Origin of the sequence: Bradyrhizobium sp. SZCCHNRI1029, assembly GCF_032487555.1 — a bacterium.
Lineage (GTDB): Bacteria > Pseudomonadota > Alphaproteobacteria > Rhizobiales > Xanthobacteraceae > Bradyrhizobium.
In genome coordinates, this window is record NZ_JAUEUK010000006.1 from 296,812 (window position 1) to 311,339 (window position 14,528).

The window sequence follows — 14,528 nt, forward strand, 5'->3', positions numbered from 1 at the left end:
TTTCGAGTTCTCTGCTGCTGTGGAGAATCTCCGGTGGGATCCAAACATTTCGAGAACAGAGCTCGCCGCGAATGGTGGTCGCTGCACATCGAAGCGTGGCGTCGGAGCGGTCTCGGGATCCGCAAATACTGCCAGCAACAACGTCTGACCGAGAACACGTTGCGGCGTTGGCTGAAGCGGCTGGCCGGCAACGAGACTGCGCTTAAGCTTGAGAAATATCAGACGGAATTGCGCCGCGAGCGCGCCCGGGAAGAGCGCGAAAAGGCGCTCCGAAAGCAGAAGCAGCGCAGGTTCACGATCACCTCGGATGTACGCAATCGAGCGTCCCCGGCGTTCTGGGCGATGCATGTCGAGGCGCTGAACTGGAGCGGGATGGAACTCCGCGCCTACGCCGCGGCGATGCAGCTGTCGCCGCATTCGCTGCACAAATGGCGCGACCGACTGGCCACCGGCGAGGTCACGATCGACTGGCGCGCCCATCTTCATCCCTCCGCCCGTCCGCCCGTTAGCACTAGTGCTAGGAACTCACAGCCCGAACGCCGCTTGACAGCCGCTGAAATCGGCGATCCGGCCGCGACCAAAACGCCGGCCCGCCGCTTCTTCAGCGACGAAGAGAAGCTCGCGATCGCCAGGGAAACCGAGCTACCAGGCGCCAAAGTCTCTGCCGTCGCTCGCAAGCATGGGATTGTCACCGGGCTGCTGTTCCGCTGGCGCGCGCAGTTCGGCATCGCGCAAAAGAAGCGCTCCAAGCTCGCCCGTGTTGTGCTGCCCGACGACATGCCCGCCGCACGCGCCCTGCGCGATCTCGTGCGTCCACCGGAGGGCATGATGGCCGTCGACCTCGCTGACGGACGGCGTGTCTTCGCTCCCGCCGGCAGCGATCCGGATGCGGTGCGGGCGCGGATCGAAAGCGGAGAGACAGCATCATGATGTTCGTTCCTGCAGGCGTGAAGGTGCACCTGGCCCTCGGCTACACCGACATGCGGAAGGGCATGGACGGCCTCGCAATGCTGGTGCAGGACACGCTGAAGAAGGATCCGTTCTCCGGTCATCTGTTTGCCTTCCGCGGCAAAAAGGCATCGATCCTGAAGGTCCTGTTCTGGGACGGCAACGGGCTTTGTCTGTTCACCAAACGCATCGACCAGGGCGGCTTCGTGTGGCCGGTGATGGCGGGTTATGATGGCTCGATCACGCTCACGCCGGCGCAGCTCGCGATGCTGATCGAAGGCATCGACTGGCGCGCGCCAGAGCGCATCTGGAAACCTGCGATTGCAGGATGATCGACAAAAACTGGTGATGAACTGAGCTACGATTCTTCTACGAATCAGCATGTTCGAGTACCATCGGACATGCAGCTCGATCTCACCAATCTCCCATCCGATCCTGAGCTTCTGCAGCGCCTGGTGCGTGACATCGCGGCAGCCATCGATCACCGCGACACCGAGATCGATCGTCTCAAGTCCATCATCAAACAGCTGCAGCGAATGCAGTTCGGCCGCAGCTCCGAGCGCATCGACCCCGACCAGCTTGCACTCGGTCTGGAGGATCTCGACAGCGACGTTGGCCGCGTCGAGGCAGCGCAGCCGAAGTTCACACCGGAAGCCAACTCTTCGCCGCGACGCCGTCCGCTGCCCGATCATCTGCCACGCGAGGACGTTCTGCTCGACGTGCAAGACCGGGTTTGTGGCTGCTGTGGTGGAGCTCTCCATCTGATCGGCGAGAGCGTCAGCGAGATGCTGGATTGGGTACCGGCGCAGCTTCGCGTCGTGCGCACAACCAGACCCAAATACGCCTGCCGAGCCTGCAACAAGGTCGTGCAAGCCGGCGCGCCGGAGCGGTTGATCGCTGGCGGTCTGGCGACGCCGGCGTTGCTCGCGCAGGTGTTGATTAGCAAGTACTGCGATCACCTTCCGCTCTATCGGCAGTCGCAGATCTTCGACCGTCATGGCGCCGATCTCTGCCGCTCGACGCTTGCAGGCTGGGTTGGCGGCGCATGCTGGTGGCTCGAAGCCTTGCACGAACGGTTGTGCAAGAACGTGTTCGCCTCCAACCATCTCTTTGCCGATGACACGCCGATCCCGGTACTCGATCCTGGCCGTGGGCGAACCAAGACGGGACGGCTCTGGGTGTACGCGCGCGAGCAACGGCCGTGGAGCGGACCCGAACCTCCGGCGGCCATCTACCTGTTCGCACCCGACCGCAAGGCCGAGCGACCGGTCGCACATCTTGCCGCCTTCAAGGGCATCCTGCATGTCGACGGATATGCCGGCTTCGAGCAATTGGCCGACAAGGAGGGCATCACGCTCGCGGCGTGTTGGAGCCATTCGCGACGCAAGTTCTACGATGTGGCCGAAGCCACCGCGTCTCCCGTGGCAACAGAAGCCCTGCGCCGGATCGGCGAGCTCTATGCGATCGAGGCGCGCATCCGCGGCCAATCGCCTGACTACCGTCTTGCCGAACGCAGGACCTTCTCCAAACCGATCGTCGACGCGCTGAACGTCTGGCTCGATGCGCAGCTCCGCCTGGTCTCCGGCCGCAGCACGCTCGCTGAAGCGATCCGCTATGCGCTCTCGCGCTGGCACGGCCTGACTCGCTTCCTGAACGATGGCCGCGTCGAGCTCGACACCAATCCGGTCGAGCGCGCCATCCGCCCCGTCACCCTCGGCCGCAAGAACCACCTGTTCGCCGGTAGCGATGGTGGCGGCCAACGATGGGCAGTGGTCAGCTCGCTGATCACGACGTGCAAGCTGAACGACGTCGAGCCCTATGCTTACATCTCCGCGAGTCGGCCCAGGGATGGATCGTCGAGGCCGCGTCGAAGAAGCGCAACCGAAGGTCACACCGGAAGCCAACTCTTCGCCGCGACGCCGTCCGCTGCCCGATCATCTGCCACGCGAAGACGTTCTGCTCGACGTGCAATCATGCGAGCGGACATGACGGCGGCGTACTTGGACTACGGTGACACGAAAGAGCTCGCACGTGCTGTGCTCCGAGGAGAAGCCCCTCGTCCGACGGGCTACCACGGCACTGGAAGAGCTCGCGAGCCAATCTGGTCAAAGACAGCTATTGACAATTTCATCAAGCCGGATTCCGATTCGCCTAGTCGAGAAGACTTGGCATCCCTTGTATGAAACCACCTCGCACCACGTTGAAGTTGCCGCGCTATTGCCGGCGCAAGCCGTTGAAGAATGGGCGATGGGCTTACTTTTTCGAGCCACCGACCTGGTCGCGCAAGCAGGGCTGCGAGATCAAAGCTGAGGCATTAGGCGAGGATTACACGGCTGCAGTAGAGCGAGCCGAAACGGTCTTGCTTCCAGCATTCGACAGCTGGCGCTCGCGAGGACTGACCGACCTTGGTCCGCCTTCGCTTGTCCCAGGGACGTTTGATTGGCTGGTGAGCATCTTCAAGTCGCACCAGAAATGGAAAGAGATCGATCACAAGACCCAACGACTTTATGATCAAGGCTTGTCGCTCTTCGCCAACCATATGCTCAAGGATGGGACTCGAGCGGGCTCAAAGCAGATCGGTCAATTCACGAAGGGCTTCGTGGACGCTGTCTATGCAAAGCTGCTCGTTGTTGAAGAAAGAGACAAGGACGGCAATATCATTCATCGCGAACGTCGGCGTTTTGCGAACGCCGCCATGGTCGCTTGTCGGCGAGCCTGGTTCGTTGGCCACCGCGCCAGGGAGAAGGACGTCCCAGCCATCAACCCGTTCTCTCGCATGGGCCTGAAAGCTCGTGCGCCAAACCAAGCAGCACGAGAGACGCCAACCGCCACATGGGAAGAACTCGTCGCCTTTCGTCGAAAGGCGAACGAGATGGGTTATCGTTCGGTTGCGACCGCCGCTCTTCTCAGCTGGGAATGGCTGCAACGCGAGGAGCACGTCTTCGGCGCGTTCGAGATTTCCCACTACCGGCCAAAGGAGCGTCCGAACAGTGTCAAGGTCGTCCACCCCAAGAATGGGGAGGAGGCTTGGTGGCCTCTGTTCGACGACGCAGGCGAGACGCTGTTCCCCGAGTTGATGGCCGAGCTCGATGAGATCAAATCGAGAATGGCGGCGGGCCTGATGTTTCGGCGCGATCACCAAAGTCGCCGAGGGAGCGCGCTCGTGCCCTGGATCACCCAGCGGCGAGATCTGCGGTATCTGCGGGCCGTGGTCAAAAAGATCATCAGAGCCGCGTCTCTGCGAAGCGAATTGTCCTTCACTTCATTCCGCCACGGCGGCTTCACGGAAGGGGCAGACAGCGACCTGACAGACGCTGAGTTGCGTGCCGCAGGCCGACACAGGTCGAGTCGACAACTGCCAACCTATGCGAAGCGGACCCGCAAACAGTTGATCTCGGGGTCAAAAAAGCGCCGGGAGGAGCGAACAAAAGCAGCCGGTTTGTCGGAATAGCCGCTGACCGCTTGTCGGAATGACTTGGCCGACTCTATCATAAGTCCTTGAAAGGCTTGGTGGGCGCACTAGGGCTCGAACCTAGGACCCGCTGATTAAGAGACACGCTATCGCGATTGATTTCTCAAGAGATTTTTTCCAACTGCGCCAGTTTCCGGCCATTGCAGATCAATAGCTTACGGGAAGAATTCCAACTGCGAGTGCGGCTAGAGGTCCAGAACGAGCGTGCGCGTCCTGGAGCCTGAGCAGCAGATCATGATCGCCTTGTTGGAGGCCTGCTCTTCCTCGCTCAGATATTGGTCGCGATGGTCCGGTATTCCTTCCAGCACCCGCGTCTCGCAGGTGCCACAGACACCCTCGCGGCAGGCGTAGTTGGGTGCAAGGCCGGCTTCGAGGAGCGAATCCAGAATGGTTTTACCCGCTTCCACTGCGATGGTGCGATTGCTTCTGGCCAATCTGACCTCGAAGCCACCCTCGAGCACCGGGGTCTCCCTGGCCTGGAAATACTCGACGTGGACGCTATTTTGGGGACGGTCGGCAGCGGCGGCCTCGAACGCCTTCAGCATCGGCGCGGGGCCACAGCAGTACAGATGAGCTTGCGCGGGGACTCGTTCGACGATCGACGCTAGGTCGAACATCCGCCCCGATCGCTCGTCGTCGACGTCGACATGCAGATTGAGATGGACGTTGGGCCGCAAGCTGCCGATTTCATCGAGAAACGCCGCGGCAGCACGCGTCCTCGCGGCATAGAACAGGTCCCAGCGGCGTCCCAGACATTCGAGCCGGCGGACCATCGACAGCAACGGCGTGATGCCGATGCCCCCGGCGATCAGGACCGATGAATCCGCATCTTCGTGGAGCGGAAAATTGTTCTTGGGAACCGAAACCGTCAAAACGTCTCCGACCCTGACATGATCGTGGAGGAAGCTCGACCCGCCCCTGCTCGCGGCGTCCTTGTTGACCGCGATCACGTAACGATGCCGCTCGCGCTGGTCGTTCAACAGCGAATAGCTCCGGATCATCTTGTCCGGCAGGTGCAGATCGATGTGACTGCCGGCCGTGAACGGATCGAGCTCGCCGCCGTCCGGCGGCACCAGCTCGTAGGAATTGATGCGTTCGGCCTCGTAGGTGATCCGCTTGACGCGAACCGGGATGACACGCTCGGTCATGGCGTCATCCTCCGCCAGTTGAGAGGACGTCCTACTCACATCTCGTATCCGAAATCGGCGCCGAGCCTGGCCTGCATGAACGGCGCGCCGACGTCGACCCAGGAATCCTCCGGAGGAAGTCGCAAGGACACGGCTCGCACCATGAACACGTCGGGGTCAGCCACGCCCTTTGGCTTGGTGCCATGATCGCGATAGGCGCCCAACGCTTCGAGGATGAAGCGGCGCGTCATCGCGATGCCGGTATCGCTCGAGCAAAGATTTTCTTTTGTCCGGTCGAAGATCGGTGAAACGCCGCTCTGGCAGGCACCGTCCTGCACCCACAGCCCGGGCAAGCCCGAGAACCAGGTCGAGCGCTGGGACTCGTAGTCGAATTGGAAGCCGTTCTGCGGATTGTACCTGGTCCAGTATCCGGCATAGGGGACCGTCACGGGATGCTGAACGAGCGCGTTGCGACTGGCGTGTCCGCTTTCGCGGCCATTGTGCCCTTCCGTGAAGATCTGCCGTGTCTTGGGGCGGAGCGGCTCGGAAGGATGGTATGAGAACATGATGCAGAGCGTGTTCTCGTCGTCGATCGGCACCCAGGCATGCCCGCTGAGATCCGGGAACGGAGACAGCGGCGGGACAAGCGTGTAGAACGGGAGCATGAACTGGTTCACGCGCCAGTAGAGCGTGTTGGCGTCGTAGTTGCGACGCGCAGCGATGCTCATCCCGAAATCCTGCTTGATGCATTCGAAGGTTGGGCGAAGGTCCCGCTTCTGGATCCACGCACTCGTCGTGCCTTGGGCGTCCAGGCGGCCATGGAGCAACGGCGCGTGCGCCGAATCGATCTCGCCTTCCACGGCCTGCAGCCAGTTGCACTCCTGGACGCGCAGGCTGACATGCACCTGCTCCTGCGGCAGGAGGTTCCATTCCACGTTCGGAAGCGGCGGCGGATCGGCCTGGTCGGGGCCCATATAGGTCCAGATCATGCCGTTGCGCTCGCGGCATTGGTACGCCTTGATGCGCACCCGCTCCTTGAGACGGCTACGCACCGGCTCTGCCGGCATGTCCGTGACGGCCCCCGTCACGTCGAACTTCCAGCCGTGATAGACGCATCGCAGCCCGCAATCCTCGTTGCGGCCGAAGATCAGGGGAGCGCCCCGATGCGGGCAGGCCTGGTCGACAAGGCCCACGCGCCCCTCGGAATCCCTGAAAGCGACCAGATCCTCGCCGAGCAACCGGATCCGCCGCGGCTGGCCGTCCTGCGTCAGATCGGCCGAAGGCAGAAACGGAATCCAGTAGAGACGGAAGAGTTCGCCAAGCGGCGTGCCCTTTCCGACTCTCACCAGCCGCTCATTGTCTTCTTGTGAGAGCATGACAGTTCTCCATTCGAATCGATGGCATCAGGTCGCCGTTATGGGTTTGCCGCGGTGAGCAACGGAGTCACGCGCTCCAACAGGCCAAGATCGTGTACGGTCCAGAGTGGATCGCATGTCGCGAGCGGTTGGCGCGGTATCGGAGGTTGCTGGCCCTGCTCGACCAGGCTGACGATGATTTCGATCCGTCGCCGTTCGAGATCCCGGAGCGCATGTTCGACCACCGCGCCTTCCGCCGCGCAGCCCGGAAGTTCCGGGTAAGCGAGGCGGATCAGCCATTGTCCGGGCTCCCTCTCCACGGCTTCCGCTTCGAGGAGATAAGGGATCGCCAGCAATTCGCGCAGATGCAAAGTGACCTCCCTGGTTTGCGGCCACGCGCCTTTCAATTGATACGTATACGTACTAAATATCCGATCTCTCTGCAATGGTGTGAATTTCAAAACCTGCGCTGCATTGCGGCAGGGTTGAGCTCATTGGAACAAGCTGTTAACCGCTGGATCACGGCCGGGTGCCATAGCGAGATCGAAACCGGATGAGCGTAGGCAAACGCATGGAAAAGGATTCGGCGGGGGAGCTTGCGCGCACCTGGCAATTGGAAGGCGGCATCGGCTTTCTGTTGCGGCTGCTTGAGGCCCGGTATGACGGTCTTTATCAGAGCCTGACCCGGCAGAGCGACATCACGCCGCGGCAGTTCGGCGTGCTCATGGCGCTCTATCAACAGGGGCCGATGACGGCGTCGGTTCTCGCCGACCGCATCAGTTGCGACCGGAATACCCTCAGCGAGATGCTCAAGCGCATGGCCGGGCGGCGGCTGGTCTCGAAGAAGACCAATCCGGAAGATCGCCGTTCTATTCAGATCCAGATTACCGCCAAGGGTGAGGAAGCTTTGCTTGCGGTCGTCCCGGCGGCGGCCGAGCTGCAGGACATCGTGCTTGCGCCTCTGAGCAAGAAAGACCGCGCACACTTCCTGAAATGCATGCTGGCCATTGCCAAAGTTCAGGCGCCTGCCTGTTCGTCGACGTCGGATGATTGAGTTTTGCACGCATACACCGCGTGCGTCAGGCTACAGCGACGCGTTCGCGAGGAGGCCCGCCTGCGATGATCGGCAAACCGGTCTGCTCACGTAACAAGGATGACTCACCACCCGCTGCTCCGGCTTTGAGCATGACGTTTATGCGTGGTTGGGTGCATGCCGGATCCGGGCCGACATCGAGCATCGCCGGACGTCCGCTCGACAGGGCGCGCCGTACGGCTGCCCGTCGTCCGCAGCGCGTGTGATGGTCTCGCGCTCCAGCAGGTGTCAACGGTGGCCGTGCCGCTGCGAGTGATCAGGAGAAGCACCGCAGGTGAGCCTTTTCCGGGCAATGCGTGCGCATTCGGAAAACTTTGGAGAGCGCAGAGCCGCCGACGTTCCGGCTTTGGCTCCCGGTCTGCAGGCTGCAAGTTGGCAATATAATGCACGTTATGTGAGCTTGGCGCCTAACCAGCGGCCCACCTCCTCCTAGACAATGCATCATTGTGCAGCTATTATGGTCCAACCATTGATTCAATGCGTAGGGAGCGTCTATGGCGGCCATCACCCGAAAGCTTGCGAACGGAAAGGATTTCATCGATTTCCAGACGGAGCCGTCCCGGTACCGCCATTGGAAGCTTTCGGTGGACGGCGAAGTCGCGACGCTTGCGATGGATGTCGATGAGAATGCGGGCCTCTACGAGGGCTATCAACTCAAGCTGAACTCCTATGATCTCGGGGTCGATATCGAGTTGGCCGACGCTCTGACACGGCTGCGGTTCGAGCATCCCAATGTCAGGGTCGTGCTGCTTCGCTCGGCCAAGGACCGGGTTTTCTGCGCCGGCGCAAACATCCGGATGCTGGCCGGCTCGGAGCACGCGCACAAGGTCAATTTCTGCAAGTTCACGAACGAGACCCGCAACGCAATGGAGGATGCGAGCGAGCACTCGGGCCAGCGCTTCATCACCGTCATCAATGGCACGGCGGCAGGGGGCGGCTACGAGCTCGCACTGGCGACCGACCGCATCATTATGGTCGACGACGGCTCGACCGCGGTGTCGCTGCCGGAGGTGCCGCTGCTGGCGGTATTGCCGGGCACCGGCGGGCTCACCCGTGTCATCGACAAGCGCATGGTTCGCCGCGACCACGCAGATGTCTTTTGCACCATCGAAGAAGGCATCAAGGGCCGCCGCGCGGTACAATGGCGACTCATCGATGAGCTTGTCTCGCCGTCGAAGCTCGAAGAACGCGTGCAAGCGGCGGCCATGGAGCTCGCCGCGCAATCGCCCCGGCCAAACCCCACTCAGGGCGGCGTGAAGCTGGTCGCGCTGGAGCGTAAGTTTCGCGCCGACGGCATCGACTACGGTCACATCAAGCTCGACATCGACGCTGCCCAGCGAATCGCGACCATCACGATCCGCGCGCCCGACGGGACGCCGCCGTCCGCGGCCGAGGAGACGGTCGAGCTCGGCGCGCGCTTCTGGCCAATGCAGATCGCGCGCGAGCTGGATGATGCGATCCTGCACTTGCGCAACAACGCCTATGAGGTCGGCACGATCATCTTTAAGACGGAAGGTGATCCCGCCGCGGTCCGCGCGTATGACGCCCTTCTCAACGCATACCACGAGCATTGGTACGCTCACGAGATACGCCACTACTGGAAGCGCGTGCTCAAGCGGATCGATCTGACCTCGCGCACGTTGGTCACGCTGATCGAGCCTGGATCCTGCTTCGTCGGCACGCTGGCCGAACTGGTCTTCGCGGCTGATCGCTCATACATGCTGGCGGGCCGGGTTCAAGGCAACAACCGGACGTCCGCCAAGGTAGAGCTCACCGCCGCGAATTTCGGCTGCTATCCGATGTCGCACGGTCTGACACGCCTGCAATCGCGCTTCCTCTCCGAGCCGGGCAAGATCTGCGAACTCAAGCAGAAGTCCGGCTGCCCAATCGAGGCAGACGAGGCTGAAGCACTCGGGCTCGTAACCTTTGCGCTCGACGACATCGACTGGAGCGACGAACTGCGCGTGTTCCGGGAAGAACGCGCGAGCTTTTCGCCGGACGCGCTCACCGGGCTGGAAGCGAACCTGCGCTTTGCCGGTCCAGAGACGATGGAATCGAAGATCTTCGCTCGCCTGACCGCTTGGCAGAACTGGATCTTCCAACGCCCCAACGCGGTCGGCGAAGACGGTGCACTTGCGCGTTACGGCACCGGGATCCGGCCGGCCTTCAGCATGCAGCGCGTCTGACCCGCCCGCTTTCATCAACCAAAAAGGAGACGTTCGTGCTCGAAAACCTCAACGTGGACTATTCCACCCGTATTCCCAACAACGTCGGACTTGTCGAGGACAGGACTGTGCTGCGCGCCCTCGAAGGCTGGCATCCTGGCTATATCGATTGGTGGAAAGATATGGGTCCGACCGGCTTCCAGGAGTCGCTGGTCTATCTCCGGACCGCGATCTCGGTCGACCCGAAAGGCTGGGCCAAGTTCGACTATGTAAAAATGCCGGAATATCGTTGGGGCATCCTGCTCGCGCCGAAGGAGGAGGGGCGGCAGGTCAACTTCGGCCAGCATAAGGGGGAATCGGCCTGGCAGGAGGTGCCTGGGGAATACCGAGCGATGCTGCGGCGCCTCATCGTGATTCAGGGTGACACCGAGCCGGCTTCCGTCGAGCAGCAGCGTCACCTGGGCGCAACCGCTCCCTCGCTCTACGACATGCGCAATCTGTTTCAAGTCAACGTCGAAGAGGGCCGACACCTCTGGGCGATGGTCTACCTTCTGCACAAATATTTCGGCCGCGACGGGCGCGAGGAGGCCGATGAGTTGCTGCGCCGCCGCTCCGGCGACGACAACAGTCCGCGCATGCTGGGTGCATTCAATGAGACAACACCCGACTGGCTGTCGTTCTTCATGTTCACCTTCTTCACTGATCGTGACGGCAAGATGCAGCTCGAAAGCCTCGCGCAATCCGGCTTCGATCCGCTGTCCCGCACCTGCCGCTTCATGCTCACGGAAGAGGCCCATCACATGTTCGTCGGCGAGACAGGTGTCGGCCGCACGATCCAGCGCACCTGCGAAGCCATGAAGAGTGCCGGCATCCAAGATCCCCATGACATCACCAAGATTCGGAGGCTCGGCGTCATCGACCTGCCCACGATCCAGAAGAAGCTCAACCTGCACTACTCGCTTACGCTGGATCTGTTCGGCGCCGAGATATCGACTAATTCGGCCAATTTCTACAATGCCGGGCTGAAGGGCCGCTTCCAGGAGACGAGGATTGACGACGATCACCAGCTCACGAACGCAACCTACCCGGTGCTGAAGCTGGTCGACGGGCGGATCTCCAACGTGGACGAGGCCGCGCTCACCGCGCTCAACATGCGGCTGCGTGACGACTACAGCCGGGATTGCGCCGGCGGCGTCGGGCGCTGGAACAAGATCATGGAGAAGGAAGGCATCAAGTTCCGTCTCGAACTGCCGCACGTGGCATTCCATCGCAAGATCGGCGAGTTCCGCGACGTCCATGTCTCGCCCAGAGGGGTGATCATGTCGGACGCAGATTGGGCGAAGGCACACAAGGAGTATCTGCCCTCGGACTCAGACGGCGCGTTCATCGCGTCGCTGATGGAGCCTGCCTTTGAGCCAGGCCAGTTCGCAAGCTGGATCGCGCCGCCGAAGGTTGGCATCGACAACAAGCCGGGCGACTTCGAATACGTCCAGATCGCCGCTTGATCCGTTCAACCCGGCCGTCCCGCGCCATGCGGACGGTCCTATTTCCTGCTCGGGCCACCATGAATGCGCCGCTCAAACAGCATTTGATCGATCCGGAAATCTGCATTCGCTGCAACACCTGCGAAGAGACCTGTCCGGAAGACGCGATCACTCATGACAACAACAACTACGTGGTTGATGCGACGAAGTGCAATTTGTGCATGGATTGCATCCAGCCGTGTCCGACCGGCTCGATCGACAATTGGCGCATCGTCAGGTCGCCCTACTCGCTCGATGAGCAATATTCATGGGGCGAGCTGCCGAAGCAAGGGGAGCTGACCGGCGGCGACGACGGCGAGGCAATCGACTCCGAGGTGTTGGCCCTGCTCGACCAGGCCCATACTGGCGTTGGCGGCAAGTCCGTCCCTCCCGCAAGCGCAGCCAAGCCCGCGGTCAATCTTTACCAGAGGAACCACGCTGCTGTTGCGACCGTCACGGGCAATTTTCGCCTTACGCACCAGGATTCCGATGTCGACGTCCATCACGTGATCCTCGACTTCGGCGAGGTGGCGTTTCCGGTTCTGGAAGGTCAATCGATCGGTATCGTGCCTCCAGGCGTGGATGAAGAAGGCAAGCCACATCGCGTGCGGCTCTATTCCATCGCGAGCCCGCGGCACGGCGAGCGGCCGAACACCAACAATCTCGCGCTGACCGTCAAGCGCGAGCCGAATGGGCTCTGCTCGAATTACATCAGCGATCTCAAGAAGGGCGATCAGGTCAACGTGACTGGACCGTTCGGCGCAACCTTCCTCATGCCGAACGATCCCTCCGCCAACATCATCATGATCTGCACCGGCACCGGCTCGGCCCCGTTTCGCGGCTTCACGGAGTGGCGGCGCCGATCCATGCCCAGCGCTCCTGGCCGCATGCTGCTGTTCTTCGGAGCGCGGCGGCCGCAGGACCTGCCGTATTTCGGCCCATTGCAGAACGTGCCGGAGAGCCTGCTAGGCAAGCGCTTCGCATATTCGCGCATTCCGAGTGAAGAGAAGGTCTATGTGCAGGATCTCATCCGGCAGGAAGGAGCGTCTCTGGTAGCCCTGCTCTGCTCAACCGCGACCCATATCTATGTCTGCGGTCTCAAGGGCATGGAACAGGGCGTCGATGCCGCGCTCGACGACATCTGCCGCACCGCCAATCTGCGCTGGCGCGAGTTGCGCGACGCGATGCGTACCGAGGGGCGTTATCACGTCGAGACCTATTAGTTGGCCTGCTCTGTTCGAGCAGCAAGGAGCAATGATGACTGAAAATCTCCAGAGTTACCTCGGCGGACGTTGGCGGAGCGGCAGCCAAGGCGGAGCGTCACTGTACGATCCGATCCGGGGTACCGAGCTTGCGCGGGTCGGCAATACTGGACTTGACGTCGCTGACGGCTTTCAATTTGCCCGCGACACCGGTGCCGCCGCACTGCGCAGCCTCACCTATCGCGAACGCGGCGGATTGCTCGAAGGCATCGTCAATACGCTTCAGCGCAATCGAGACGCATATTACGAGATCGCACAAGCCAACAGCGGCACGGTAAGAAGCGATTCGGCAATTGACATCGATGGAGCGATCTACACGGTCTCGACCTATGCGAAGCTGGCAGCATCCCTCGGTGATGAAAGATTTCTGCTTGATGGGGACGCTGCCTCGCTCGCCAAAGATGCGACCTTCCAGAGCCGTCACATCCTCGTGCCAACACGGGGACTCGCTCTCCTCATCAATGCGTTCAACTTTCCGGCCTGGGGTATGTGGGAGAAGGCTGCTCCCGCCCTTCTCTCAGGCGTCCCCGTCGTCGTGAAGCCGGCCACCGCGACGGCATGGCTCGCACAGGTGATGGTGAAGGACGTCGTTGAAGCCAATATCCTCCCGCCGGGAGCGCTCTCGATCATTTGCGGTGGATCTACAGGGCTCCTGGACGCAGTCGATCCGTTCGATATCGTCTCTTTCACGGGATCGGCGGAGACTGCGTCTGTCATTCGCTTGCATCCGGCAATCTCAGAGCGGTCGGTCCGGATCAACGTCGAGGCGGACAGCGTCAATTCCGCCGTCCTCGCCGAAGGAGGCGCATGCGGAGATGCCGCATTCGATCTTCTGGTCAAGGAGGTCGTTCGGGAGATGACCCAGAAGTCGGGACAGAAATGCACGGCGATTCGTCGCATTTTTGTGCCAGAGCGGCAATATAAGCCCGCGGCTGACGCCATTTCGCAACGATTGAGCAAGATTACTGTTGGCAATCCCCGCAACGCTTCGGTACGGATGGGCGCGCTTGTCAGCCGAACCCAACTTGCTGCTGTGCGGCACGGGCTTGATCGTTTGCGCCAGGAAGCCAAGGTGCTGTACGACGGGGAGACTCACGAGCTGATCGATGTCGATCCGGCCGTGGCATGCTGCGTCGGCCCGACCTTGCTAGGCTCAGGCGATGCGGACGCGGCCAATCTCGTGCATGAGCTCGAGGTGTTCGGACCGGTGGCGACCTTGATACCTTACCGAGACGAGGCTCACGCCTTGAGCCTCGTGCGGAGAGGGCAAGGCTCCCTGGTCGTTTCTTTGTATGGCTCCGACGTGACCAGACTGTCGTGTCTTGCGACCGAGCTCGCAGACAGCCACGGCCGTGTTCACGTCGTCAGTCCGGACGTCGCCGAGGCTCACACAGGCCACGGAAACGTCATGCCTCAATCCCTGCATGGCGGCCCAGGGCGCGCTGGAGGCGGCGAAGAGCTCGGCGGCGCGCGTGCGCTCAACTTCTACCACAGGCGCTCCGCAATACAGGGCTCCAAAGCAGTGGTTGCCACCCTGAGCCGCTGAGCCGCAGATCACTTTCGGAGCGACCATTGCCGTGCCG

Annotated in this window: 12 protein-coding genes and 1 pseudogene; 11 read left to right on the top strand and 2 right to left on the bottom strand. The window is 61.6% G+C overall.

Annotated features, from left to right (window positions below):
- The first annotated feature begins 33 nt into the window (after positions 1-33).
- The 5 genes and pseudogenes from tnpA (at position 34) to QW861_RS19205 (ending at position 4,399) form a co-directional block, all read left to right on the top strand.
- Entirely contained in the window at positions 34-930 is an 897-nt protein-coding gene (gene tnpA, locus QW861_RS19190) for an IS66-like element accessory protein TnpA (protein ID WP_315752136.1), read from the top strand.
- The gene (tnpB, locus tag QW861_RS19195) at positions 927-1,280 is read left to right on the top strand and encodes an IS66 family insertion sequence element accessory protein TnpB (protein WP_315752137.1); all 354 of its coding nucleotides are present in this window, start codon (positions 927-929) and stop codon (positions 1,278-1,280) included. Before tnpA ends, tnpB begins: the two co-directional genes overlap by 4 nt.
- 69 nt (positions 1,281-1,349) lie before the next feature.
- Positions 1,350-2,822, top strand: a pseudogene (tnpC, locus tag QW861_RS19200) (IS66 family transposase); the annotation flags it as partial.
- Positions 2,797-2,937, top strand: coding sequence for a hypothetical protein (locus QW861_RS34020; RefSeq protein WP_410051204.1), 141 nt, complete (start codon positions 2,797-2,799; stop codon positions 2,935-2,937). The pseudogene tnpC and the gene QW861_RS34020, both read left to right, overlap by 26 nt.
- 190 nt (positions 2,938-3,127) lie before the next feature.
- Positions 3,128-4,399 carry a hypothetical protein gene (locus tag QW861_RS19205; protein WP_172179754.1) on the top strand — a complete coding sequence of 424 codons (1,272 nt, stop codon included), beginning with the start codon at positions 3,128-3,130 and terminating at the stop codon, positions 4,397-4,399.
- Between the two features lie 206 nt (positions 4,400-4,605).
- On the opposite strand, the gene QW861_RS19210 is transcribed toward QW861_RS19205, so the two are convergent.
- A complete protein-coding gene (locus QW861_RS19210; RefSeq protein WP_315754150.1) occupies positions 4,606-5,568 on the bottom strand; it encodes a PDR/VanB family oxidoreductase in 963 nt (320 codons plus the stop codon).
- 35 nt (positions 5,569-5,603) lie between these two features.
- A complete protein-coding gene (locus tag QW861_RS19215; RefSeq protein WP_315754148.1) occupies positions 5,604-6,923 on the bottom strand; it encodes a Rieske 2Fe-2S domain-containing protein in 1,320 nt (439 codons plus the stop codon).
- A 146-nt stretch (positions 6,924-7,069) separates the two neighbouring features.
- Between QW861_RS19215 and QW861_RS19220 the strand changes: the two genes are divergently transcribed.
- The 6 genes from QW861_RS19220 (at position 7,070) to QW861_RS19245 (ending at position 14,491) form a co-directional block, all read left to right on the top strand.
- Positions 7,070-7,459, top strand: a complete 390-nt coding sequence (locus tag QW861_RS19220) for a hypothetical protein (protein WP_315754146.1) — start codon at positions 7,070-7,072, stop codon at positions 7,457-7,459.
- Between the two features lie 14 nt (positions 7,460-7,473).
- Positions 7,474-7,956, top strand: coding sequence for a MarR family winged helix-turn-helix transcriptional regulator (locus QW861_RS19225; RefSeq protein ID WP_315828355.1), 483 nt, complete (start codon positions 7,474-7,476; stop codon positions 7,954-7,956).
- A gap of 533 nt (positions 7,957-8,489) precedes the next feature.
- Complete coding sequence (gene boxC / locus QW861_RS19230) at positions 8,490-10,181, top strand: 2,3-epoxybenzoyl-CoA dihydrolase (protein ID WP_315754144.1); 1,692 nt, start codon at positions 8,490-8,492, stop codon at positions 10,179-10,181.
- A gap of 35 nt (positions 10,182-10,216) precedes the next feature.
- A complete protein-coding gene (boxB, locus tag QW861_RS19235) occupies positions 10,217-11,665 on the top strand; it encodes a benzoyl-CoA 2,3-epoxidase subunit BoxB (protein WP_315754142.1) in 1,449 nt (482 codons plus the stop codon).
- 59 nt (positions 11,666-11,724) lie between these two features.
- On the top strand, positions 11,725-12,906 hold the full coding sequence (gene boxA, locus QW861_RS19240; protein WP_315754140.1) for a benzoyl-CoA 2,3-epoxidase subunit BoxA: 1,182 nt from the start codon (positions 11,725-11,727) through the stop codon (positions 12,904-12,906).
- 34 nt (positions 12,907-12,940) lie between these two features.
- Positions 12,941-14,491 carry a 3,4-dehydroadipyl-CoA semialdehyde dehydrogenase gene (locus QW861_RS19245; RefSeq protein WP_315754139.1) on the top strand — a complete coding sequence of 517 codons (1,551 nt, stop codon included), beginning with the start codon at positions 12,941-12,943 and terminating at the stop codon, positions 14,489-14,491.
- Positions 14,492-14,528 lie beyond the last annotated feature (37 nt).